The sequence below is a fragment of the Streptomyces profundus genome, assembly GCF_020740535.1.
Lineage (GTDB): Bacteria > Actinomycetota > Actinomycetes > Streptomycetales > Streptomycetaceae > Streptomyces > Streptomyces profundus.
The window spans coordinates 6,686,148-6,707,341 of record NZ_CP082362.1 but is presented as its reverse complement, the minus strand read 5'-3'; the positions used below and the strand labels follow the sequence as shown (position 1 = coordinate 6,707,341).

The following is a 21,194-nucleotide window of genomic DNA, read 5'->3' as shown; positions in this document are numbered from 1 at the left end:
CTTGATCGAAGGCGCGCGGCAACTGTCGGGAACCGCACCGTTCGTGCTCGTTAACGTCACTGGTGAACGAAGGGGGAAGCGATGCTGGACCGGTTGAACAGGGCCCTGGAGCATGTCGAGGGGGATCCCGGCCGCCCGGTGGACGTGGCGGCGATGGCGCGCACCGCGCTGACCTCCGAACACCACCTGCGGCGGATGTTCGCCGCGCTGGCGGGGATGCCGCTGTCGGAGTACGTGCGCCGGCGCCGGCTCACCCTGGCCGGCGCCGAGGTGTTGGAGGGCCGCAGGACGCTGCTCGATATCGCCGTCGGCTACGGATACTCCTCGGCCGAGGCGTTCAACCGGGCCTTCCGCGCCGTCCACGGCATCACCCCCGGCCAGGCCAGGCGCACCGGCGCCACGCTGGTCTCCCAGTCCCGCCTGGCCTTTCACCTCACTATCGAAGGGAGCACCACGATGCGCTACCGCATCCTCGACAAGGACGCCTTCGCCCTGGTCGGGCTGAGAGAGCGGATTCCCAACGTCGCCGAGGGCCCCAACCCCGACATGATCGCCTTCACCGAGACGGTCGACGACGCCGTCTGGGAGCGGCTCGACGCGCTCAGCGACCTGGAGCCCCACGGTGCGCTGTCGGTGACGGTGGCCCTGGGGGACAGCGGGGAGCCCGGTGAGGAGATCGACTACTACGTGGCCGCTGCCACCACCGCCCCCACCCCCGAGGGGATGGAGCGCCTGGAGGTACCCCCGGGCATTTGGGCGGTGTTCCCCTTCGAGCGGGTGGAGTTCCCCCGTGGACTGCAAACCCTGTGGCGCGCGGTCTACACCGAGTGGTTCCCAGCCCACCCCACCTACCGCACCACCCCCGGCCCGGCTCTGGTGGCCGTCGAACACGAGGAGGAACCCGACCTCGGCTCGGGCCACTTGTGGCTGCCCGTGGAGAAGCAGGCCCCGCTACCGGGTTGAGCGGGCCCCGTGGCGTGCCGGCGTCCGCGTCCGACGCCGGCACGCCACGGCCGGGCCGTCCGGCGCGGCGACGCCAGCTCCGTTGAACATGCCCACCACCGAGGGTCGTTGGCCGCCTCCCGAACCGCACTGACGGACGCGGCCGGTCGAAGGGACGAAGCCGCGGGGGCGCGACGGGCTGTGGTCCACGGGCGAGACGTGCCCTCTGCCAGCCGGGGTGGTCAGGCGGCGCACGGGGTCGCGGCGGGGTGGCGGCCCGCGGTGAACGCGGCGGGTGGCACTCCCATGAAGTGGCGGAACTCGGCCGTCATGTGGGACTGGTCGTAGTAGCCGGCCGTCGCGGCGATGTCCGCCCATCGGCCGGCATCGGCCGCGAGCACGGTGCGAACGCGGCCGATGCGCGCGAAGTGCTTGGGGGGCAAGCCGGTGCCGTCGGTGAACAGGGCGTGCAGGCGGCGTGCGGTGATGTGCAACCGGGCCGCGGTCGCGGTGACGGAGGCGCCGCCGACCAGCAGACGCGCGGCCCTTTCCAGCCGCTCCGACGGCTCCGGCCGGTCGGCCCACGCACTCTTGAGCGCGGCGACCGGGTCGGCGGCGAACTGGCCGACGTCCAGGCCCGGCAGTTCACGCAGCGGCAGGACCTGGTCGGCGAGATCCCGTAACGGACGGCCCAGCAGGGCGTGGGCACGACCCGGCCGCAGGCGGACGCGCACGCACGAGTGGCCCGGCACGGGAACGTGATAGGCGGCCCGGGTGCGGGGGCCCATGACGATCAGCTCGCGCGTGTCCGTCCGCAGGAGCAGGGTGGTGGCGTGGTCCGGCACGTCAACCGCCGCCGAACCGGCCGCCGTCGCCACATCGATCCCGGTCACCCAACGCAGCAGACCGGGCGGCACGACAAGAGAACTCACGCGGCCCACGATAGTGCCGAAACTTCCTATCACGCGGCCCGAGAGCGCTGTCATCGTCGGGACATGATCCTTGTTACGGGTGCCACCGGCACCATCGGTAGTCACGTCGTCCGGCTGCTCACCGAGCGGGGCGTGCCGTTGCGGGCGATGTCCCGCCGTGAGCGGCCCGGCGGGGTGCGGGCCGACTTCGACGACCCCGCCTCGCTGGCGCGCGCGGTGGCCGACGTCGACACCGTCTTCCTCGTGTCCGTGCCCCCCGTGCCGACCGCGGACCACGACATCGCCCTGCTGACGGCCGCGCGGGCGGCGGGCGTCCGTAAGATCGTCAAACTGTCCGCCATCGGCAGCGGGGACCGGTTCGGCGGAGCGACCGTCGGCGCCTGGCACCTCGCCGCCGAGGAGGCGATCGAGGCCAGCGGGCTCGCCTGGACGATGCTCCGCCCGCCGAGCTTCGCCTCGAACTTCCTGTGGCACCGGGCGCTGATCCAAGCCGGAGAGCCGATCCCGAACCTGACCGGCGACTCCCAGCAGGCCATCGTCGACCCCAGGGACGTCGCCGCGGTCGCCGTCGCCGCCCTGACCGGCGACGCGCACGACGGACAGCGTTACGACCTGACCGGTCCCGAGCTGCTGACGTTCGCAGACCAGGCCGCGATCCTGGCGGACGTGCTGGAACGGCCGGTCAGGGTCACCGACATCGACGCGCTCGACCAGCTGCCGGCCGGCATGGCCACGGGTGTCGGCTGGGCACGTGCCGGCGGTGCGGCCTACACCACCGACCACGTGCCGCGGATACTCGGCCGGTCAGCGGGCACGTTCGCGCAGTGGGCACACGACCACCGGGACGCGTTCACGGCAACGCCGTAACCCGAGCGCCGCCGGCCAGTCGCGCGTTGGGAAGGTGGCGGGAGGACCGTCCCCCCTATTCCTGGGCACCCGGCAGATCGTGGACAAGCCAGAGCCGGTCCATGCTCCACCACGGGTCGAGCAGCGTCACCCAGCTGTCCGTGTGGTCCGGGTGCGTCAGGCCCAACACGTAGGGGGTGCCGGCCAGTTGGATCTGGCAGAAGTCGCCCCGGCGCCGGATCTCCCACCTGTTGCGGGACTCCCGGAGCTGCTCGTCCTCCAGCAGCACCGGGCCCTGGAAACGGATGTTGTCGTACACGGCACTGCCCTCGGCCTTGCGCAGCGGTTCCACGAAGCGCCCGAACCGCACATGCCGGATGGTGACGGTTCCTGCTCCTGCCGGGGAGAGCAGGAACCGGTGGCGGTCCTGGAGTTGCTCGTGGTCCTCCCGCAGGGCCTTGAGGTGCTGGCGCTTGGCGACGAGCAGATCCGGGACGAGCACCCCGCCGGTGTGGGCGCTCACGATCATCTTCTCGCCGCACTCCTCGTCGACCTGACCGGGGAGTTGGCGGGTGGACTGGGCGGGCATCATGACCTCTTTCACCGGATCGGCGGCGACCTCCGTGCGCCAACGCCGATTGTCGCGGAACCATCCGCCGGCGGTGGGCCCTGGACCGCAGGACTACCTGGACGGGTGAACCGCGCCCGCACCTCGCCCGGCCGCTCCGGTTGGGGGGCCGACCGTCAGCACGACCAGCCCAGCCCGGGTCACCGGGTCCCGCACTCTGCGTCTGCCAGGCCGTCGGCGCGACAGACGCAGAACGCGTCTCCCGGGGTACCCCGCTGGTGGAAGGTTCGTGGCGGCCGGCCCGGCGGCCCTCAGCCCTCTTCCTCCTCCCCGCCGTCGCCCTCGGCGGCCTCCGCTTCCGCACCGTCTCCTTCGTCGTCGCCGTCGAGCATCTCGGAGACGACATAGCCGCCTACGGCACCGACCGCGAGCCCGGCCGCGCCCGCGGCGACCACCGTGCCGATGCCGGGCCCCGAGGAGTGACCGTGCTGCTCGCCGTAGTGGCCGTGCTGCTGGCCGTACCCGTCGTCCTTGTACGCGTGGCCACCGCCGTAGGGCGCGCCGTAGCCCTGCTGGGGATAGCCCGGGTGGCCGCCCTGCTGGGGCAGGTGCGCCATCCGACTGGCATGGAAGTCGACCAACTGCCGCACCCAGGCGTCCACCTGCGCGTTCCAGTCGGTGTGCCCGACGCTGTCGTGCCCGACGACATGGCGGTTGACCACGTCGTATCCCTCGGTGAAGAAGCCACCGCGCCGATCCGCCTCCCAGATGATCTCGACCCCGCCGGGTGAGGTCAGGAAGGTCAACTCGATCTCACTGACGGCGCCCGCGTAGGCCGGCGGGGGCGTCAGCTCGATCTCCTGGTAGAACGGCAGCTGTTGGCCACTGCCGTGGATATGGCCCAGCTCCAGGTCCGCTGAGGTGAAGCCATAGCCCAACTGCCCCAGGGACTCCAGGACGGCCTCCTGCACCGGCAACGGCCGCACCGCCAGGGCGTCCAAGTCCCCCTTGTCCTTCGCCCCGGAGACGCCCAACTCCGTGCGCACCCCCAGGACGATGCCCAAAGGCTGCCCGTACAGCTCCGTGACGGGCGTCTCCCACGGCAGTCCCACCGCGAAGGGGACGCTCTGCCGCTCTCCCTGTCCGAGCCGGAAGCCGCCACCGACGGTGAAGCGCTCGAAGATCACGAACCCCTCGGCCTCACCCTCCTCGTGCTCGGCCTCGACCCTGGCCACGAGCTCCAGCGTGATGTGGTCGATCTCCACATCGCGCTCGCCGCCCTCCAAGTGCACCTGTCCCCGCAGCGGACCACCGGGAACGGCGGCGCCCTGCTCCAGAACGGTGTCGACCGAGGGACCCCCCATGCCCAGGGCTCCCAGCAGACGTTTGAACACCATCGCGGGTGCTCACTTCCTCTCTTGACGATTCCTGACGGTTCTTCGGACCGAACACGGCCACTCACAGGACGTTACTGGAACTCGCTGAGCGGCCCAGGAGTTCCGGCACCTGCCACCACCCCGACACACGCCGTCCGGCGGCCGTCCGGCGTCCGCACCCGGACGTGCCGAGGACGGTGCCTGACCGTCCCCGGCATCGAGGTCCCGGAAGGTACGGCTACCGGCCATGAGGTGGCGCGGATGCTCGAAATCTGTGCGCATAATCGCTACTTGACGCGTGCGGCGCTCATCCGAGGGCGGGCACCGGGAACATCGCCTCAGAGAGAGCAGCACATGGACAAGAACACCGGCGACGCCATCGACACCACGGTGCCGCACTCCGCTCGGATCTGGAACTACTGGCTCGGCGGGCGGGACAACTACGCGGTGGACCGCGTGGCCGGCGACGCGTTCCGCGCCCGCTTCCCGGGGATCACGGTCGGCGCGCGGGCCGCGCGGTACTTCCTCGCCCGCGCGGTCCGGCACCTGGCGGGCGAGGCCGGCATACGCCAGTTCCTCGACATCGGCACCGGGCTGCCCAGCGTGGACAACACCCACGAGATCGCGCAGCGCGTCGCGCCCGACTCCAGGACCCTCTATGTGGACAAGGACCCGCTGGTGATCGCCCACGCCCGGGCGCTGCTGACCAGCGCCCCCGAGGGCGCGACCCAGTACCTCCAGGCCGACATCCGGGAGCCGGAGACCATCCTGGAGCGGGCGGCCGAGCACCTGGACCTCGACCGTCCCGTCGCCCTGATGCTGATGGGCATCCTCGGGCATATCGAGGATCTCGACGAGGCCCGGGACCTGGCCAGGCGACTGGTCGCCGGGCTGCCCGCCGGCAGCTATCTGGTGCACTACGACAGCACCAGCACCAGCGAGGACTACGTGGCCGCCATCGAGGGCTACAACGCCCAGGCCCCGGTGCCCTACATCCTGCGCAGCCCGGAGGAACTCCTGCCGTTCTACGACGGGTTGGAGCTGGTGGAGCCCGGGCTCTCGTCCTGCTCCCGCTGGCGGCCCGACACCCTCGCCCTCGGGCTGCCCGAGGAGGTCCACCAGTACGGCGCGGTCGCCCGGAAGCCGTAACGCCCGCCCGTCGCGTAGGCCCCCTCAGCCGGTCGCTCCCACCTCCAGACGCGGCCAGTCCGCGAGGTCGCGGAGCAGCTGGCGGTCGTGGGTCGCGACCACCACGGCGGCGCCGGTCCCCCGGATCGCCTCGGTCAACTCGTCGACCAGCGCCGCCGACAGATGGTTGGTCGGCTCGTCGAGCAGGAGCAGCCCTGGCCGGCCCGCCAGGGCCAGGGCCAGGTCCAGACGCCGCCGCTGCCCCTGCGACAGCCGGCCCACCGGGGTGCGCGTCGCCGCGCCGTCCAGCAGGCCGAGCGCCCCGAGCGGGACGGCCTCGGCCTCGCGCAGCGCCCCACCCGCCACCAGCCGTCCGACGCGGCCGGCATGCGTTTCGCCGGCGGTGCGGTCCAGATCCCGTTCGACGGTCTCCTGGGTCAGCCGGGCGATCCGCGCGCCCTTCGCCCGGTGGAGCCGCCCCTCGGTGGGCGGCAGCGCACCGGCCAGCACCGCGAGGAGCGTGGACTTCCCTGCGCCGTTCGGGCCGGTGACCAGCAGCCGGTCACCGCCGTCCAGGACGAGGTCCACCGGTGCGGCGAGCCGTCCCTCGACCGCGACGCCGTGGGCCCGCAGCAGGGGCGTGCCGGGGCGCCGGCCGAGCTCCGGCCACCGCAACTCGGGCGGAGGCGGCGGCACATCGAGCCGGTGCGCCGCCAACGCCTCCTGCTGCCGCTTGAGCGCCCGCACCACCCCCGGGGCGTGGGACTGGCGCTGGTGCTTGCCGGTCCCCTTGTCCGGGCGCCAACCGGTGGAGAGCCGGTCCCTGGCCCTCGCGACGGAGTCCCGCAGCCGCCGGTGCTCGGCCTGCTGCGCCTCGTGGTCCTGCTCCCAGCGCTCCCGTTCCCGGCGCCTGGCGTCCTGCCAGGCGTCGTAGCCGCCCGCGTAGTGGCGCGGTCGCCCGTCGCGCGTCGGGTCGAGGTCGAGGAACCGGTTGGCGACATCGCGCAGCAGCGCCCGGTCGTGGCTGACGACGGCGAGCCCGCCGGCGTGCTCGCGCAGGCCCCGGGTCAGGAAGGCGAGGCCGCCGGCGTCCAGGTGGTTGGTCGGCTCGTCGAGCAGCAGGATGTCGTGCCGCGCGCCGAGCAGGCAGGCCAGCCGGACCCGGTAGCGCTGCCCGACCGACAGGGTGGACAGCGGACGGTCGCGGTCCGTGCAGGCGCCGAGGGCTTCGAGGGCGACGTCGACGCGCCGTTCGGCGTCCCACGCGTCGAGCCGGGTGGCGGCGTCGAGCGCGGCGGCGTAGCGGTCGTCGGCGCCCGCCGAGCCCTCGGCCAGGGCGGGGGTCGCCTCGTCCAGCGCGGCCAGGGCGGCCAGCGAGGCGGCGAGCGCCTCGGCGGTCAGCGTGCCGACGGTCGCGCCGTCAGGGGCGGCGAGTTCCTGCCGGGCCAGGCCGACGGTGCCGGCCCGGCGCACGGTGCCCTCGTCGGGCGCGACCAGCCCGGCGAGGACGTGCAGCAGCGTCGTCTTGCCCCGGCCGTTCTCGCCGACGACGGCGATCCGCGACCGGGCGGAGACGGTGACCGAGAGATCGTTCAGGACCGGCCGCGACCCGCGGGTGACGGTCACCCCCTCGGCGCGGACATGGGCGCTGTCGCCCGCCTCGCCGGACAGGGCAGGGCTCTCGGGGGTGGGGGTGGGGTTCATGGGTACGCTCCGCAGCTTCCAGGGGAAGCCGGGCAGCGGAAAGCCGCCGCCCGGCGGGAACCGGGACGGCGAGCGCGGATTCAGCAGGGTGAAGGCGCCGCCGTCAGCGGGCGGAGCGAACCTTCTGCGACCAGATGCCTCGTGCCATGCGAGCCAGGCTAACAGCCCCGGCTCTCCCCCGTCCGGCCGAGCGGGGGGCCGGCGGCCGGCTCCGGGCGGTCGGCGCGGTAGAGGTGGTGGGCGCGGTCGTCGACGGGGTTGTCCGGCTCCAACTCGCCCTCGGCGACCCGCCGCAGCCCGGCCTTCTCCAGCGCCCGCCAGGAGGCGCGGTTGGCCGCCACCACCGGCACCAGCACGCAGGACGCGTCGGGGTGGTCCCGCCAGGTGGCCTCGACGACCGCCCGGATCATCCGGGGGCCGAGCCCTCGCCCGGTCAGCCCGGGCTCCCCGATCAGGTAGTCGATGGTCATCGCCCCGTCAGGCACCGGGACCAGGGTGGCCAACTCGGCCTCGTACGCGGGGTGGTCGGCCAGTCGGGAGCGCTGGACCAGGCCGACGGGACGCCCGTCGAGGTGGATCAGCAGATCCTCCGACGGCTCCTCGCCCCTGGCTGCCGGGCCGAAGTCCCTGGCCACCGCCTCGGCCGAGGTCTCGTGATGCCACCAGCGCGCCACATGCGACCGCGCCAACCAGGAGCGCAGCAACGGGAAGTCGTGCTCGCCGAGCCGGCGCCAGCTGATCATCGAGAAGCCTCCCAGGTCCCGGGGACACGGTAGCGGGCCGGGGGCGTGGCCTCGGCAGCGGCGGCCGGAGTCACCGAGTCACCCGGCCCCGACACGGAGTTGGCCCCTGGCGCGGTCATCAAGCGCGGCACGCCGCCGGCAGGGTCGCCTCCCAGCCGCGGGGCCCGTTCGCCGTGGCCGACCGCCGGTTCGGGGTTCGGGGCGATGCCCTCCTTCCGCCGCTACTCTCTTGGGGTGACAGAGCAGCACGGACCGTCCGGGCGACGGCCCCCCAACGACGGGCCGAAGGCCGCCGCTCGCAACCGGGCAGCGCTGATCGCCGCCGCACGAGCTGTCTACGCCGAGCACGGCCTCGACGCCCCGCTCTCCGCGATCGCGCGCCGCGCCGGAGTCGGGCAGGGCGTTCTCTACCGCCATTTCCCCGACCGGGCAGCCGTCGCCGCCGCGGTCCTGGAAGAGAACGTGCGGCAGATCGAGCAGGCGGCCGAGGCGCGGGGGGCGACGCTGCCCGGGGTGCTCGGCGTCGTCTCCTGGCACCTGACGGAATCGGCCGCCTTCATCAGCCTTTTACACATCGACGACGCGGGCCAGCGCGACGGCACCCACGCGTACGCCAAGGTCCTCTCCGAGCGCGTCGAGCGGGCGCTGCGCGAGAGGCTGCCGGAAGGCCACCGGCTGGGCGAGGCGAACGACCTGATGCTCGCCATCGCCATGGTCTCAGGTGCGGTCGCCGGCCCGACCCGTGAGGAGCGGGAGCGTCGCGTGCTGGCCGCCTGGCGGCTGCTCCGCGTCGAGGTGGGGGCGGTGCGGCCACACGAGGGGTGAGCGCGGGTGGGTCAGCCGCCGTTGGACTGCCGGGTGCCTTCCGCCAGGGCCTCGAAGGAGTACAGATATCCTCCGGCCGGCCCGCTGACGGTCAGGTAGGCCGTGGTTCCGCCGGGGGTGATCGCGACGTTCGTCGCCGACCCGAGACCGTCGTGGTCGGCCGGCACCTCCACCGTCGCCAGGTGTTCGCCGTGCCGGCTGTACACCAACATGGCGGGTCGGCCGTGCAGGCCCTGGTAGAGGTTGCCGTCCGCGTCCACGGCGATCGAGTCGGTCTGGGCGATCCCGCCGTCGACGCGGACGGCGGTGTGCCGGGAGGCCGCCGTGCCCCCAGCGTCGAGGCGGAGGTAGGAGATCCTGTTCTCCAGCAGTTCGCTGATCCACAGCCCTTCGTAGCCGGCGTCGAAGGAGATGCCGTTCGTCGCCGCCAGGCCCGTGGCCAGGACGGTTGCCTCCCCGCCGTCCCGGTCCACCCGCACCACGCGGCCGAGCGGCTCGCCCTCGGACAGGCCGAGTGAATCGCTGACGTAGAGGTTGCCCTCCTGGTCGAAGGCCAGGTCGTCGGGGTTCATCCGCGCTCCGTCGACCTCACCGTCGAAGAAGACCCGCGGGTCGCCGCCGTCCGGTCCGACGCTCACGATCTCGCCGTGGGCGTAGTCCGTCAGATAGAGCCTTCCGTCGTGCGGGCTGAACTGCGCCGAGGTGTAGGCCGCCCGGTCATCGGTGAGGAGCGTGCGCGCTGTCCGCTCCTCGACGTTGACGCGGATCACCTTCGGCTCACCGGCTGGCGCGGTGACATCGACGACGATCAGGTGCCCGTCCTCGTCGAAGGTCGGGCCCTCCAGCAGGGTCATCCCGGTCCGCTGGTGCGGCTCCGTCAGCCGCATGACCTGCTGGGCGTGAATCGTGCGCCCCGAACCGCCGGTACCCCCGCGATCTCCCGTGCCGCCGGCTTCCACGCCGCATCCGGTGAGGGAGAGCGCGCCGGCGGCGGCGAGCGCCGCGAGGGGTCGGGCCATGTGTCGTCGCATGCGGGAGCACTCCTTCGGTCGGCGTGACGCGGGGGCCGTCATCAGCCGGGCACCCGCCCCGGGACGGCCTCCGACCCCTAACCGGACACCACTGTCCGGTCCTTGCTAGAGTAGCGGTTGTCGTTCAAGTGGCAAGCCGCCCAAGCCCAGTTGACGGGCGATGGGACCGCGCGCGACAACAGCAGAGCAACAGGATCGAGGCCCCCACATGACGCTTCCCCATGCCCCGACCCCCGACGAGATCGCCGCGTTGAGAAACCGCTACCGCGCCGAACGCGAACGCCGCGTGCGGCCCGACGGCCCCCGTCAGTACCGGCCGGCCGAAGCCGATTTCGGCCGGTACGCGGCCGACCCCCACGCCACGGCGGGCGAGGACCGCGAACCCACCCGGGACAGCGTCGACGTCGCCGTCGTCGGCGGCGGGTTCGGCGGGATCCTCGCCGGGGCACGGATGCGGGAGCGGGGCGTGGCGCGGGTACGGATCGTCGAACGGGGGAGCGACTTCGGCGGGACCTGGTACTGGAACCGGTACCCGGGCGTCCACTGCGATGTCGAGTCGCACGTGTATCTGCCGATGCTCGACGAGACCGGCTACGTCCCCGAGTGGAAGTACGCGCCGGGCGAGGAGATCAGGCGCCACGCGACGCGGATCGCGGACGCCTACGGCCTCTACCCCGACGCGCTGTTCTCCACCTCGGTGACCTCACTGAGCTGGGACGAGGCAACCGAGACCTGGATCGTGGCGACCGACCTGGGCGACGCGTTCCGGGCCACGTATGTCGTCATCGCCACCGGCACCCTCACCGAGCCCAAACTGCCCGGCATCCCCGGCATCGAGAGCTTCAAGGGCCACACGTTCCACACCTCGCGGTGGGACTACGCCTACACCGGCGGCACCCCCGAGGGCGGGATGACCGGTCTCGCCGACAAGCGGGTCGGCATCGTCGGCACCGGCGCCACGGGGATCCAGGCCATTCCGATGCTGGCCCGGGACGTGGCGCACCTCTGTGTCTTCCAGCGCACCCCGTCGAGTGTGGACATCCGGGCCAACCGCCGTACCAGCGCCGAGGATGTGGGCGCCGGCCGTGCCGGCTGGGCACGCGAGCGTCGCGACAACTTCCTGCGCGTCGTCTCCGGTGAGGCGGTCGACGAGGACCTCGTGGCCGACCGGTGGACCGCGTCGGCCGGCCTCCTGGAGAAGCTCCTGCCGAGCTTCCGCCGCTCGGGAGACCGGGAGACCTTCGAGGCCGCCTACGAGGTCGCCGACGCCGCCAAGATGAACGAACTACGAGCCCGCGTCGACGAGTTGGTCAGCGACCCGGACACCGCGGCGAAGCTCAAGCCCTGGTACCGCTACGCCTGCAAGCGCCCCGGCTTCTCCGACCTCTACTACCAGGCGTTCAACCGCGACAACGTCACCCTGATCGACACCGCGGACACCCATGGGATCGAGCGCGTCACCGAGACGGGAGTGGTGGTCGGCGGCTCCCTCCACCCACTCGACTGCCTCATCTTCGCGACCGGCTTCTCCGTCGGCGTCTCGGGCGTCCTCTCCGGAAGGCTCCCCGTCCACGGCCGCGACGGCCGCCGGCTGCGGGACGTCTGGGCGCGGCAGGGCCCTCGCACTCTGCACGGCTTCACCTCCCACGGCTTCCCGAACCTGATCCAGCTGGGATCCCTACAGAACGCCAGCAGCGTCAACTTCACCCATGTGCTGGACGAGCAGGCTCTGCACGCGGCGGCCCTGGTGGCGGCAGCCGAAGCCGAGGGAGCCCTGATCGAACCGTCGCGTGCCGCCGAGGAGGCGTGGTTCGCCACGATCGCCGAGGGCGCCCCCGACCACGAGTGGTTCCACGCCGCGTGCACGCCCGGCTACTACAACGCCGAAGGGCGCGGTCGGCCCCGTCGCCCGTCCGCCTTCCCGCACGGCGCGGTCGCCTTCCACGCGCTCCTGAAGCACTGGCGGGACCGGTCGACGGGCGAGGTCCTCCGCCCGAGGACCCGTGGCGGCACGGGCGAGGTCCGTGATGGCGCCTGACCCACCGCTCCGCGCACCTGGTCGGCGCCCGGCCTCCGCCTCTCACGGCGGCGTCCTCCGACCGCGTCCGCGCAGGGCGAGGGAGACATGGACGAGGGCGACCAGGACGGGGACCTCGATGAGGGGGCCGACGACACCCGCCATGGCCTGGCCCGAGGTGACGCCGAAGGTGCCGATCGCGACGGCGATGGCGAGTTCGAAGTTGTTGCCGGCCGCGGTGAAGGCGAGGGTGGCGGTGCGGTCGTACGGCAGTCCCGTGGCCCGGCCGATGGCGTAGGAGCCGAACCACATGATCGCGAAGTAGGCCAGCAGCGGCAGGGCGAGACAGGCGACGTCCCCCGGCCGGCTGGTGATGGTGTCGCCCTGGAGCGCGAAGAGCAGCACGATGGTGAACAGCAGCCCGCGCAGGGCCCAGGGCCCGATCCGGGGCAGCACCCTCGCCTCGTAGCCCTCCCGGCCCATCCGCCGCTCCCCCAGGCGGCGGGTGGCGAAGCCGGCGAGCAGCGGCACGCCGAGGAACACCAGGACGTTGAGGGCGATCTCACCGGCGGAGACGTCCAGGCGCTCCCCCTCGCCCAGGCCCAGCCAGCCGGGCAGGAGGTCGAGGTAGAACCAGCCCAGGAGACCGAACGCGAGGACCTGGAAGACGGAGTTGACGGCGACCAGCACGGCGGCGGCCTCGCGGTCGCCGCCGGCCAGGTCGTTCCAGATGATGACCATGGCGATGCAGCGGGCCAGCCCCACGATGATCAGCCCGGTGCGGTACTCCGGCAGGTCGGGCAGGAAGATCCAGGCCAGGGCGAACATCACCGCGGGGCCGATCAGCCAGTTGATCACCAGGCTGGCGGCCATCAGCCGGCGGTCGCCGGTGACGGCACGCCAACTGACCGCGTCATAGCGGACCTTGGCCAGCACCGGGTACATCATGACCAGCAGGCCGAGCCCGATGGGCAGCGAGATGCCGCCCACCTCCAGGCCGGCCAACGCCTCGTCGAGGCCGTCCACCGCCCTGCCCAGGAGCAGACCGGCGGCCATGGCGGCGAGGATCCACACCGGCAGGAACCGGTCCGGCGTGGAGAGCCGCGCGACGACGGCGGACCCGCCGTCGTCGTCGCGCGTGCCGCCGGGCTTGACGGTGGTCACGGGCAGGGTCGCTTCCGGCTGTTCTCCACGGTGGCGCGGGCGGTGCCGGCCAGGTCGGCGACCTGGCCGGCCAGGGTCTCCAGGACCTCGGGCCTGAGCTTGTAGTAGGTGAACCGGCCGCACGGCTCCGTCTCCACCACCCCGGCCTCGCGCAGCACCCGCAGATGGTTGGAGAGGTTGGTCTGCTTCGCGCCCGTCTCCTCCACCAGGTGTGTGGTGCACAGCGTCTCGTGCGCCAGGAGCGTCACGATCCGCAGCCGGAGCGGGTCGGCCAGCGCTCTGATCAGATCAGCCTCTACTGAAGTCAGCATGCGCTGATACTCTCACATCAGCCGAGACTGACACCAGTCCAGGCTGACATCCCGTCCGGACCCGTGAAGGAATGAGAGACATGTCCCCTGCCCCCACCGCCTCGGTGCTGTTCGTCTGTGTGCACAACGCCGGCCGTTCCCAGATGGCCGCCGGATTCCTCACCCACCTCGCGGGCGACCGGATCGAGGTCCGCTCGGCCGGCTCGCTGCCGGCCGAGCGGGTCACTCCGTCCACCGTCGAGGCCATGCGGGAGGTGGGCATCGACATCTCGGCCGAGCGACCGAAGGTGCTGAGCACCGACGCCGTCCGGGCGTCGGACTACGTCATCACCATGGGCTGCGGCGACGCCTGCCCGGTCCTCCCCGGCAGGAGGTACCTGGACTGGCAGCTCGACGACCCGGCCGGCCGGGGGCTCGAAGCCGTCCGCCCCATCCGCGACGAGATCCGGCGCCGGATCGAGGCCCTGATCGCCGAGATCGACGCCGACCGGCCGGCGTGACCCCCGAAGGCAACGACTCCCGGCCGCACCGCTCACGGCCCGTCGGCCGTCGCGCTCGCCGAACCGGCCGGCTGAGCCTCAAGCCGGGGTTCCTCCAGTTGGATGGTGGTGTCGCACAGCCGCGCGACCTGCGCGGGGTCGTGGGAGACCAGCAGGACCGTTCTGCGTCCGCGCAGTGAGGCCACGGACCGCTCCACGGTGTCGCGGCTCCGTTCGTCGAGCGCGCTGGTCGGCTCGTCGAGCAGCAGCGCCGCGGGTTCGAGGGCGAGGGAACGGGCCAGGCAGAGTCGCTGCCGCTGCCCGGCGGAGAGGTTGCCCGCCGGGGAGTCGAGGCGCTCACGCACCTCCTCCCAGAGACCCGCTTCGGCGAGGGCCCGCTCCGCACGCTCACGCAGTCGGTCCTTGCTCTCCCTGAGCACATGCCGGATGCCGAACAGGGCGTTGTCCAGGACGCTGCCCCCGAAGACGACGGGGGTCTGGGGGACCAGGACGACCTTGGACCTGAGATCGGCGTCACCCCGGCGGTGGACAACGGGCTGGCCGAGTACGCGGATCTCCCCCTCCGTCCGCAACTCCGGTGGGAGCAGGTCGACGAGGGCCCGCAGCACGGTGGACTTCCCGGCGCCCGACGGCCCGCAGAGGCCGGTGGTGGTTCCGTGCCGGAGCTCGAAGGAGAGGGGTCCGACGAGGGTGGTCCCCCGGGTGACGACCCGGAGTCCCTGGGCCGCTATGACGATGTCCATCGCTTTCCTTCCAGGCGGTTCCGCAGCACGACGGCGGCTGTGAGGAGGAGGGCGGTGATGACGACGAGGACGAGGGCGCTGGACCAGGCCTGGGTCACGGCCTGGGGATCGCCCGAGTCCTGGGAGAGGTTGAAGACATGGGTGGGCAGGGCCTGCACGGGGCTTTCGACGATGCCGCCCGGCAGGCCGGGCGCGCCGGAGAAGACGGTGGCGGTGAAGAGGAGAGGGGCGGTCTCGCCGGCGGCGCGCGCGAGTCCCAGGAGGAGCCCCGTGATGGTGGCCGGCCAGGCGTAGGGGACGACGACGGAGCGCAGGTACTGGGCCTGGGTGAGCCCGAGGGCCTTGGCGCTCTCGGTCAGCTCCGGGGGCATGCCCCTGATCCGGGCCGCGGTGGCGAGGGCCACGACGGGGACGACGACGGGCACCAGGACGATGACGCCGGCGAGCCACGACTTGCCCCAGCCCATGGCCGTGGAGAGGACCACGAAGCCGGCGAGGCCCAGCAGGATGGTGGGCACACCGCCGATGACGACGGTCAGGACGTTCAGCGTCCGGATCAGCCGCGAACTTCCGTAGACGCCCAGCAGGATGCCGGCGGCGAAGCCGAGCGGAAGGGCCGCGGTGGCGGTGCCGACGACGAAGAGCAGGGTGCCGGAGATCTGGTTGCGCACACCGCCACCGGAGGAGCCGACGGACTCGGAGAGCCAGAAGCCGGGGTCGAAGGCGGCGGTGCCACGGGCGGCCAGCAGCGCGAGCATCGCGATGAGCAGTGCGGTGGGCAGCAGGAGCGCGGCGAGCCGCAACGCGGTGGCGACGCGGTCACGTTGGATTCGGAGGGCGGTGAAGGTGGTGCGGGGCACCGGGAGGCGCTCGTCACGAGCCGAGGCGTGGTCCGCGCGGGTGCCCAGGACGGTGGCCGCCGCGACGGCGGCGAGCAGGACGACGCCCAGCGCGCACAGGGCGGCGAAGTGCGGGCCCGAGGTGCCGGCGAGCATGGACTCGGGCCCGGCGAGCTTGGTGGTCAGGGTCTGGCCGGGCTGGAAGAGGGAGTCGACGAACTCACCGGGTGTGGTGGGGAGCCTGCCGTCCGCGCGGCCGATGACGAGATAGACGGCGATGGCCTCGCCGAGGGCGCGGGCCAGGCCGAGGAGCACGCCGGTGCGCATGGCGGGGCGGGCACGCGGGAGGACGGCGGCGCGGACCACCTCCTGGCGGGTGAGCCCGAGGGCGTAGGCGGACTCGCGATAGCGGTCCGGGACCGCCTTGAGTGCGTCGACGCTGACCGCGACGACGGTGGGGGTGATCATGACCGCCAGCACGATGGCGGCGGCGAGCAGGCTGTCGCCGCCGGGCACCGCGCCGAGCGTGGAGACCAGCGGGCGGATGGCCATGATGCCGATGAGGCCGTAGACGATGGAGGGGACGGCGGCCAGGAGTTCGACGCTGGTACGCAGCGGACGAGCGAGGTGGGGCGGTAGGTACTCGTTCAGCGCGATCGCGGCGGCCCAGCTGACGGGGACGGCCATGGCGAGGGCCAGCAGGCAGACGAGGCCCGAGCCGTAGATCATGGCGAGGCCGCCGAAAGCGGCGTGGGTGGGGCTCCATGTCCCCGAGGTGAGGATCTCCTTCCAGTCGACCGATCCGCCGGCGAGACCTGAGACGAGATAGCCGATCAGCACGAGGAGGATGCCGAGGATCGTGCAGGCCCCGAGGGCCGTCCAGGCCCAGATCCAGCGTGCGGGGCGCGGGCGTTGCCCGGTGGCCGGTGCGGCGGGGAGGGGCCGCACCGGCGTCTGGCTGGTCACCTGTCAGCCCCCGAGTTCGTGGATTCCGAGGTAGCCGTGGGTGGGGAGGATGGCCTGCCCCTCGTCGGAGAGGACGTAGTCGATGAAGTCCTTGAGCGGCCCTTCCGGCGGCCCGTCGGTGATCAGGTAGAGGGGGCGCGTCATCGGGTAGTCGCCGGAGGCGACGTTCTCGATGTCCGGTGAGACGCCGTCGAGATGGACGGCCACGAGGTCGTCGTGGCCGTCGATGAACCCGGTGGACAGGGGCGCGACGGCGCCGGCGGTGGACTTCACCTTGCTGCGGGTCTCCAGGTTGCCGCCCACGATGGCGAAGTTGTCGGTGTCGGGAGGCGGCGGCGCCTCGCCCTCGCCGTAGAGGTACTTGTCGAGCACCTCGCGGGTGCCTCGGCCCGGCTCCTTGTCGTAGACGAAGACGCCGAGGTCGGGGCCGCCGACCTCGGACCAGTTGGTGATGGTCCCTTCGAAGATGCCCTGGACCTGTTCGCGGGTGAGGTTGGTGACCCCGGCGTCCGCGACCTCGCTGCGGATGATCACCCCGACGGCGTCGGCGCCGATCTGGGTGGGGTGGAAGTCGGTGTCGGGGTGAGCCGCCTGGTCCTCGTCGGAGAACGGCTTCGAACTCATGGCGATATCGATCTGGTTCGCGCCGAGTTGGGAGATGGCGCCGGCGGAACCGCCGTCCGTCGCGACCGTGATGTCGTACCCCTGCTCCCGCAGCACCTCGCTGGCGTCGGTCGCCACCGGGGCGACCGTGGTGGAACCGCTGACCCGCATCGTCCCCGCGCCCGCCTCGCCGTCGGCGCACGCCGCGAGGCCGGCGGCGAGCAGCATCGCCACACAGCCGATGCCCACGCGGTGCGCCAACGGGGTGCCGGGGGCCCGGTCGAGCGACCTCCTGCCGCCTTTCCGCCTATTCGATTCCTTAGCAGGAAATATCCCCGTGCGCGGCATGCAGCTCCTCCTGTGACTGGCGTCGCTGATTCCATGGGAGTCTAAACAGCAGGTGGCGCACAGGGGAACAGTTTCTGAACAGACAGCGACTGTAAGGGAGTTCACACCCAAAACAGTTGCACCGAAGGCATGCCCCGCCCCGACTCCCGCCCCGGCGAACGCCGAAGAGGAGCACACCGCTCCGGCGATACGGGCCGGCCGCCGTCAGCGCGCCGGAACCTCACCGAAGAACAGCAGGTGGGGAGGCTTCCACCGGGGCCGAGGGCCACGCCTCGCCTATGTTGACGTTTATCGAATCAAGTGCAAGTGTGTAATCGACAACCATCGATATCGCATGGAGGAGCAGACCGTGCCCCGTACCCAACTCGCCCTGCGCGTGGCCGACCTGGAAGGGTCGATCGCCTTCTACTCCCGCCTTTTCGACACCGAGCCGACAAAGCGGCGCGAGGGCTACGCGAACTTCGTCATCGCGGAGCCGCCCCTGAAGCTGGTCCTCCTGGAGGGCGAGCCGGACCAGGACACGCGCCTCGACCACCTGGGTATCGAGGTGGAGTCCACCGAGCAGGTGAGTTCGGCGACCGAGCGCCTGAAGGAGGCCGGGTTGGCCACGTTCGAGGAGAACGACACGTCCTGCTGCTACGCGCTACAGGACAAGGTGTGGGTGACGGCCCCCGGCAAGGAGCCCTGGGAGGTCTATGTGGTGAAGGCGGACGCGGACACGCTCGGCAACAGCGCCGCGACCCCCTCCGACCGCCAGGGGTGCTGCTGACCCGCCGACATCCGGCGGGGAGCCGCCGGACGAACGGCCGGCCCCGAGCCCGGCCCGACGCACATCCACGCGGGGCGGCGGGCCGCGTCAGGCGGCGGGAACGTGCACGGGGCTGAGCAGTCGCCCCATGACCGCCAGAACCGACGGCTCGACGCGGTAGTAGACCCAGGTGCCCCGCCGCTCGGCGAGCAGCAGCCCGGCCTCCCTCAGCTTCTTGAGGTGATGGGAGACCGTGGGCTGCGAGACGCCGACATCGGCGATGTCACAGACACAGGCCTCCTCCTCGGGATGGGAGGCCACCTTGGAGAACAGGCGCAGTCGAACGGGATCGCCCAGCGCCTTGAACATCACAGCCGCGATCTCGGCTTCGTCGGCGGTCAACTCCCGCTCGGTGAGGGCCGGACAGCACGGCTCAGCGGCGAGCGTCGCCGCCTTCACCCGGGGATTCGACATGCGTCTATGTTGACACCAATCACGGGCGAATGCAAAGATCAACCAATTTGATAAACGTCAAATCAACAGGGGGATCTCCATGTCCGAAACCGGGACCCGCCCGACGGCGGTGATCACCGGGGCCAGCAGCGGGATCGGAGCGGCCACCGCTCGCCGCCTGGCGGCTGAGGGCTTCGCCGTCGTCCTGCTCGCACGCAGGAAAGAGCTGCTCGCACGGGTCGCCGAGGAGATCGGCGACGCGGGTGGGGAGGCGAGGGCACACGCCGTGGACGTGACCGACGCCGACTCCGTGGCGGCCCTGGCCGCCGCGGTGGAGCGGTGCGACGTGCTCGTCAACGTCGCCGGCGGCGCCTTCGGCGTGGACGAGGTCTCCGAGGCGGACCCCGCCGACTGGCTGCGCATGTACGAGGTGAACGTCCTGGGCACGCTGCGCCTGGCCCAGGCCCTGCTCCCCCGGCTCCTGGGCGGACGGGCCGGCACCGTCGTCGTCCTCACCTCCACGGCGTCGTTCACCTGTTACGAGGGGGGCGGCGGCTACAGCGCGGCGAAGCACGCCGCGCACGCCCTGGCCCGGACGCTGCGGCTGGAGGTGTGCGGCACGCCGCTGCGCGTGGTCGAGATCGCGCCGGGGATGGTCAGGACCGAGGAGTTCGCCCTCAACCGCTACCGGGGGGACGCCACCCGGGCGGCCGAGGTCTACGCCGGGGTACCGGATCCGCTGCTGGCCGAGGACGTCGCCGACACCGTGGCGTGGGCGGTGACCCGTCCTCCGCACGTCAACGTGGACCTCCTGGTGGTCCGGCCCCGGGCGCAGGCCGCACAGCACAAGGTGCACCGGACGGACTGAGCCGGCCCTCGCGGCGAGGGCCGGCTCCGGCGGCTCCGGCCCTCGCGCGGCGGTCAGCAGGCGGGGGCCGCCCCCGGGGTGTCGAACCGCTCGGCCGTGTAGGCGGCGAGCTGGAGCGCGGCGGTGTGGTCGACGCCGAGCTCCGTCGCGGCGGCCAGCACGGCCTCCGACGCGCTGGACGACGTGCCCAGGTGCTTGGCGGTGGCGTGGAGGAGCTGTCCGTAGCGCTCCTTCGTCAGCCCCAGCCGCAGGGCGATGGCCTCCGCGCCTCCGGTGGCGGAGCAGACTCCCGTCTCCGGCAGTTGGAGTTCGACGGACTCGGCAGACGCCAGGTCCCCGGCGAGGGCCGCCGCGATGGAGCGGACCTGCTCGTAGCCGGTGAGCATCAGGAAGGTGGGCGCGCGCCCGTAGCTCTTCATCCCCACCACGTAGTAGCCGGGTTCGGGGTGTGCGAGCTCGCGGTACCCGTGCGGGGTGACGGTTCCGCAGGAGTGCTGGTTGGGGTCGATGAGGGGGGCGAGCGCGCGGGGGGCCGCCGTGATCGGGTCGAGGTCGAGGCGCAGTTCGTCGGCGACGCGGTGGTCGGGGCGGAAGCCGGTGGCGGCGACGACGCGGTCGGCCGTGACGGTGTACTCGCCGCCGTCGTCGGTGTGGGAGAACAGCCGGATCCGCCCGTCGTCGAGCGTGCGGACGCGGTGCGTGCGGAAGTTGGGCGCGAGCGTGACGCGCCCCGTGTCGACGAGCATGCGCAGTCCGGAGCCGAGCGCGCCGCGCGCGGGCAGCTCGTCGTCACCCTCCCCGCCGAAGGACCCGGCGGGCTCGGCGGCCCGGATGGCCCAGGTGACGGTGGTGCCGTCGGCGGCGTCGGCGAGCTCGGCGAGCGCGAGGAGGGTGTTGGCCGCCGAGTGCCCGGCACCGACGACCACCGTGTGGTGGCCGGCGTAGGCGGGACGGTCGACGCCCAGGACGTCGGGCAGGCCGTGGCTGATCCGGGACGCGGCTTCCCGCTCCCCCGGGGCGGGCAGGCCGTTGGATCCCAGGGGGTTGGGCTGGAGCCAGCTCCCGGAGGCGTCGATGACGGCACCGGCCAGGAGATCCTCCCCCTCGGCCAGCCGGAGCACGAAGGGGACGGCGTCGCGGCCGGCGGTGCGCAGCCGATCCACCCCGTGCCGGCTGATCGCCTCGACCCTGGCGCCGTAGCGGATGTGCGGGGCCAGGGCCGGGTGTTCGGCCAGGGGCTGGAGGTAGCGCTTGACGAGGTCGCCCCCGGTGGGGAGGTCGTCGGCGGGCGGCTCCTGCCAGCCGGCGGAGGCCAGGAGCCGGCGCGCGGCGGGGTCGGTGTTGAACTCCCAGGGGCTGAAGAGCTGGACATGGGACCAGGAGCGCACGGCCGCCGCCGGCGTGTCACCGGCTTCCAACACCAGGAAGGGGACGTCGCGTTCGGCGAGGTGTGCGGCGGCGGCCAGCCCGATGGGGCCGGCTCCGATGACGGCGACGGGGTGCGAGAGGGGTCGGCGGTCAGCCACGGGGGTCCTTTCG

General features: G+C 72.4%; 21 protein-coding genes. 8 read left to right on the top strand and 13 right to left on the bottom strand.

Going from position 1 to position 21,194, the window contains the following annotated elements; all coding sequences use genetic code 11:
* Window positions 1–81: 81 nt before the first annotated feature.
* Window positions 82–963, top strand: a complete 882-nt coding sequence (locus tag K4G22_RS28130) for an AraC family transcriptional regulator (RefSeq protein ID WP_228083278.1) — start codon at window positions 82–84, stop codon at window positions 961–963.
* Window positions 964–1,184: 221 nt separating this feature from the next.
* Here the strand turns inward: K4G22_RS28130 and K4G22_RS28125 are convergent, their stop codons facing one another.
* Window positions 1,185–1,874 carry a helix-turn-helix domain-containing protein gene (locus tag K4G22_RS28125; protein WP_228083277.1) on the bottom strand — a complete coding sequence of 230 codons (690 nt, stop codon included), beginning with the start codon at window positions 1,872–1,874 and terminating at the stop codon, window positions 1,185–1,187.
* A gap of 63 nt (window positions 1,875–1,937) precedes the next feature.
* Here K4G22_RS28125 and K4G22_RS28120 point away from each other — a divergent pair, with 63 nt between their 5' ends.
* Window positions 1,938–2,741: an NAD(P)H-binding protein gene (locus K4G22_RS28120; protein WP_228083276.1), complete on the top strand. Its 804-nt coding sequence runs from the start codon at window positions 1,938–1,940 to the stop codon at window positions 2,739–2,741.
* A gap of 55 nt (window positions 2,742–2,796) precedes the next feature.
* On the opposite strand, the gene K4G22_RS28115 is transcribed toward K4G22_RS28120, so the two are convergent.
* Both K4G22_RS28115 and K4G22_RS28110 read right to left on the bottom strand, forming a co-directional pair.
* The gene (locus tag K4G22_RS28115) at window positions 2,797–3,309 is read right to left on the bottom strand and encodes a hypothetical protein (RefSeq protein ID WP_228083275.1); all 513 of its coding nucleotides are present in this window, start codon (window positions 3,307–3,309) and stop codon (window positions 2,797–2,799) included.
* Between the two features lie 290 nt (window positions 3,310–3,599).
* Window positions 3,600–4,685, bottom strand: coding sequence for a sporulation protein (locus K4G22_RS28110; RefSeq protein WP_228083274.1), 1,086 nt, complete (start codon window positions 4,683–4,685; stop codon window positions 3,600–3,602).
* A gap of 333 nt (window positions 4,686–5,018) precedes the next feature.
* Between K4G22_RS28110 and K4G22_RS28105 the strand changes: the two genes are divergently transcribed.
* Entirely contained in the window at window positions 5,019–5,813 is a 795-nt protein-coding gene (locus K4G22_RS28105) for an SAM-dependent methyltransferase (RefSeq protein ID WP_228083273.1), read from the top strand.
* A 24-nt stretch (window positions 5,814–5,837) separates the two neighbouring features.
* On the opposite strand, the gene K4G22_RS28100 is transcribed toward K4G22_RS28105, so the two are convergent.
* Both K4G22_RS28100 and K4G22_RS28095 read right to left on the bottom strand, forming a co-directional pair.
* Window positions 5,838–7,496: an ABC-F family ATP-binding cassette domain-containing protein gene (locus K4G22_RS28100; RefSeq protein ID WP_228083272.1), complete on the bottom strand. Its 1,659-nt coding sequence runs from the start codon at window positions 7,494–7,496 to the stop codon at window positions 5,838–5,840.
* Window positions 7,497–7,654: 158 nt separating this feature from the next.
* Window positions 7,655–8,239, bottom strand: a complete 585-nt coding sequence (locus K4G22_RS28095) for a GNAT family N-acetyltransferase (RefSeq protein ID WP_228083271.1) — start codon at window positions 8,237–8,239, stop codon at window positions 7,655–7,657.
* Between the two features lie 204 nt (window positions 8,240–8,443).
* Here K4G22_RS28095 and K4G22_RS28090 point away from each other — a divergent pair, with 204 nt between their 5' ends.
* Window positions 8,444–9,064 carry a TetR/AcrR family transcriptional regulator gene (locus K4G22_RS28090; protein WP_425336759.1) on the top strand — a complete coding sequence of 207 codons (621 nt, stop codon included), beginning with the start codon at window positions 8,444–8,446 and terminating at the stop codon, window positions 9,062–9,064.
* Window positions 9,065–9,075: 11 nt separating this feature from the next.
* On the opposite strand, the gene K4G22_RS28085 is transcribed toward K4G22_RS28090, so the two are convergent.
* Window positions 9,076–10,095: an SMP-30/gluconolactonase/LRE family protein gene (locus K4G22_RS28085; RefSeq protein ID WP_228083269.1), complete on the bottom strand. Its 1,020-nt coding sequence runs from the start codon at window positions 10,093–10,095 to the stop codon at window positions 9,076–9,078.
* Window positions 10,096–10,303: 208 nt separating this feature from the next.
* Between K4G22_RS28085 and K4G22_RS28080 the strand changes: the two genes are divergently transcribed.
* The gene (locus K4G22_RS28080; protein ID WP_228083268.1) at window positions 10,304–12,133 is read left to right on the top strand and encodes a flavin-containing monooxygenase; all 1,830 of its coding nucleotides are present in this window, start codon (window positions 10,304–10,306) and stop codon (window positions 12,131–12,133) included.
* Between the two features lie 42 nt (window positions 12,134–12,175).
* On the opposite strand, the gene arsB is transcribed toward K4G22_RS28080, so the two are convergent.
* Window positions 12,176–13,276 (bottom strand): ACR3 family arsenite efflux transporter, encoded by a 1,101-nt coding sequence (arsB, locus tag K4G22_RS28075; protein ID WP_228083267.1) that lies wholly within the window; start codon window positions 13,274–13,276, stop codon window positions 12,176–12,178.
* Window positions 13,273–13,587: an ArsR/SmtB family transcription factor gene (locus K4G22_RS28070; protein ID WP_228083266.1), complete on the bottom strand. Its 315-nt coding sequence runs from the start codon at window positions 13,585–13,587 to the stop codon at window positions 13,273–13,275. Before K4G22_RS28070 ends, arsB begins: the two co-directional genes overlap by 4 nt.
* Window positions 13,588–13,667: 80 nt before the next feature.
* On the opposite strand from K4G22_RS28070, the gene K4G22_RS28065 reads away from it, so the two are divergent.
* Window positions 13,668–14,087, top strand: coding sequence for an arsenate reductase ArsC (locus K4G22_RS28065; protein WP_228083265.1), 420 nt, complete (start codon window positions 13,668–13,670; stop codon window positions 14,085–14,087).
* 32 nt (window positions 14,088–14,119) lie between these two features.
* Here the strand turns inward: K4G22_RS28065 and K4G22_RS28060 are convergent, their stop codons facing one another.
* From K4G22_RS28060 to K4G22_RS28050, 3 genes are read right to left on the bottom strand one after another with little or no spacing between them, the layout of a single operon-like run.
* Entirely contained in the window at window positions 14,120–14,830 is a 711-nt protein-coding gene (locus tag K4G22_RS28060; protein ID WP_228083264.1) for an ABC transporter ATP-binding protein, read from the bottom strand.
* Complete coding sequence (pstC, locus tag K4G22_RS28055) at window positions 14,815–16,635, bottom strand: phosphate ABC transporter permease subunit PstC (RefSeq protein ID WP_228083263.1); 1,821 nt, start codon at window positions 16,633–16,635, stop codon at window positions 14,815–14,817. The genes K4G22_RS28060 and pstC overlap by 16 nt, the downstream gene beginning before the upstream one ends.
* 3 nt (window positions 16,636–16,638) lie before the next feature.
* Window positions 16,639–17,586 carry a phosphate ABC transporter substrate-binding protein gene (locus tag K4G22_RS28050; RefSeq protein WP_228083262.1) on the bottom strand — a complete coding sequence of 316 codons (948 nt, stop codon included), beginning with the start codon at window positions 17,584–17,586 and terminating at the stop codon, window positions 16,639–16,641.
* 349 nt (window positions 17,587–17,935) lie between these two features.
* On the opposite strand from K4G22_RS28050, the gene K4G22_RS28045 reads away from it, so the two are divergent.
* Window positions 17,936–18,355 carry an ArsI/CadI family heavy metal resistance metalloenzyme gene (locus K4G22_RS28045; protein ID WP_228084247.1) on the top strand — a complete coding sequence of 140 codons (420 nt, stop codon included), beginning with the start codon at window positions 17,936–17,938 and terminating at the stop codon, window positions 18,353–18,355.
* 87 nt (window positions 18,356–18,442) lie between these two features.
* Here the strand turns inward: K4G22_RS28045 and K4G22_RS28040 are convergent, their stop codons facing one another.
* On the bottom strand, window positions 18,443–18,808 hold the full coding sequence (locus K4G22_RS28040; protein WP_228083261.1) for an ArsR/SmtB family transcription factor: 366 nt from the start codon (window positions 18,806–18,808) through the stop codon (window positions 18,443–18,445).
* Window positions 18,809–18,887: 79 nt separating this feature from the next.
* Here K4G22_RS28040 and K4G22_RS28035 point away from each other — a divergent pair, with 79 nt between their 5' ends.
* A complete protein-coding gene (locus K4G22_RS28035) occupies window positions 18,888–19,655 on the top strand; it encodes an SDR family NAD(P)-dependent oxidoreductase (protein ID WP_228083260.1) in 768 nt (255 codons plus the stop codon).
* A 53-nt stretch (window positions 19,656–19,708) separates the two neighbouring features.
* Here K4G22_RS28035 and K4G22_RS28030 read toward each other — a convergent pair whose 3' ends face one another.
* Window positions 19,709–21,181 (bottom strand): NAD(P)-binding domain-containing protein, encoded by a 1,473-nt coding sequence (locus K4G22_RS28030; protein ID WP_228083259.1) that lies wholly within the window; start codon window positions 21,179–21,181, stop codon window positions 19,709–19,711.
* Window positions 21,182–21,194 lie beyond the last annotated feature (13 nt).

Bases quoted from the DNA above. Each gene is read 5' to 3' on its own strand.
- K4G22_RS28130 (WP_228083278.1), top strand. From the start codon at position 82: ATGCTGGACCGGTTGAACAGGGCCCTGGAGCATGTCGAGGGGGATCCC.
- K4G22_RS28120 (WP_228083276.1), top strand. From the start codon at position 1,938: ATGATCCTTGTTACGGGTGCCACCGGCACCATCGGTAGTCACGTCGTC.
- K4G22_RS28115 (WP_228083275.1), bottom strand. From the start codon at position 3,309: ATGCCCGCCCAGTCCACCCGCCAACTCCCCGGTCAGGTCGACGAGGAG.
- K4G22_RS28110 (WP_228083274.1), bottom strand. From the start codon at position 4,685: ATGGTGTTCAAACGTCTGCTGGGAGCCCTGGGCATGGGGGGTCCCTCG.
- K4G22_RS28105 (WP_228083273.1), top strand. From the start codon at position 5,019: ATGGACAAGAACACCGGCGACGCCATCGACACCACGGTGCCGCACTCC.
- K4G22_RS28100 (WP_228083272.1), bottom strand. From the start codon at position 7,496: ATGAACCCCACCCCCACCCCCGAGAGCCCTGCCCTGTCCGGCGAGGCG.
- K4G22_RS28095 (WP_228083271.1), bottom strand. From the start codon at position 8,239: ATGATCAGCTGGCGCCGGCTCGGCGAGCACGACTTCCCGTTGCTGCGC.
- K4G22_RS28090 (WP_425336759.1), top strand. From the start codon at position 8,444: ATGCCCTCCTTCCGCCGCTACTCTCTTGGGGTGACAGAGCAGCACGGA.
- K4G22_RS28085 (WP_228083269.1), bottom strand. From the start codon at position 10,095: ATGCGACGACACATGGCCCGACCCCTCGCGGCGCTCGCCGCCGCCGGC.
- K4G22_RS28080 (WP_228083268.1), top strand. From the start codon at position 10,304: ATGACGCTTCCCCATGCCCCGACCCCCGACGAGATCGCCGCGTTGAGA.
- K4G22_RS28070 (WP_228083266.1), bottom strand. From the start codon at position 13,587: ATGCTGACTTCAGTAGAGGCTGATCTGATCAGAGCGCTGGCCGACCCG.
- K4G22_RS28065 (WP_228083265.1), top strand. From the start codon at position 13,668: ATGTCCCCTGCCCCCACCGCCTCGGTGCTGTTCGTCTGTGTGCACAAC.
- K4G22_RS28060 (WP_228083264.1), bottom strand. From the start codon at position 14,830: ATGGACATCGTCATAGCGGCCCAGGGACTCCGGGTCGTCACCCGGGGG.
- K4G22_RS28050 (WP_228083262.1), bottom strand. From the start codon at position 17,586: ATGCCGCGCACGGGGATATTTCCTGCTAAGGAATCGAATAGGCGGAAA.
- K4G22_RS28040 (WP_228083261.1), bottom strand. From the start codon at position 18,808: ATGTCGAATCCCCGGGTGAAGGCGGCGACGCTCGCCGCTGAGCCGTGC.
- K4G22_RS28035 (WP_228083260.1), top strand. From the start codon at position 18,888: ATGTCCGAAACCGGGACCCGCCCGACGGCGGTGATCACCGGGGCCAGC.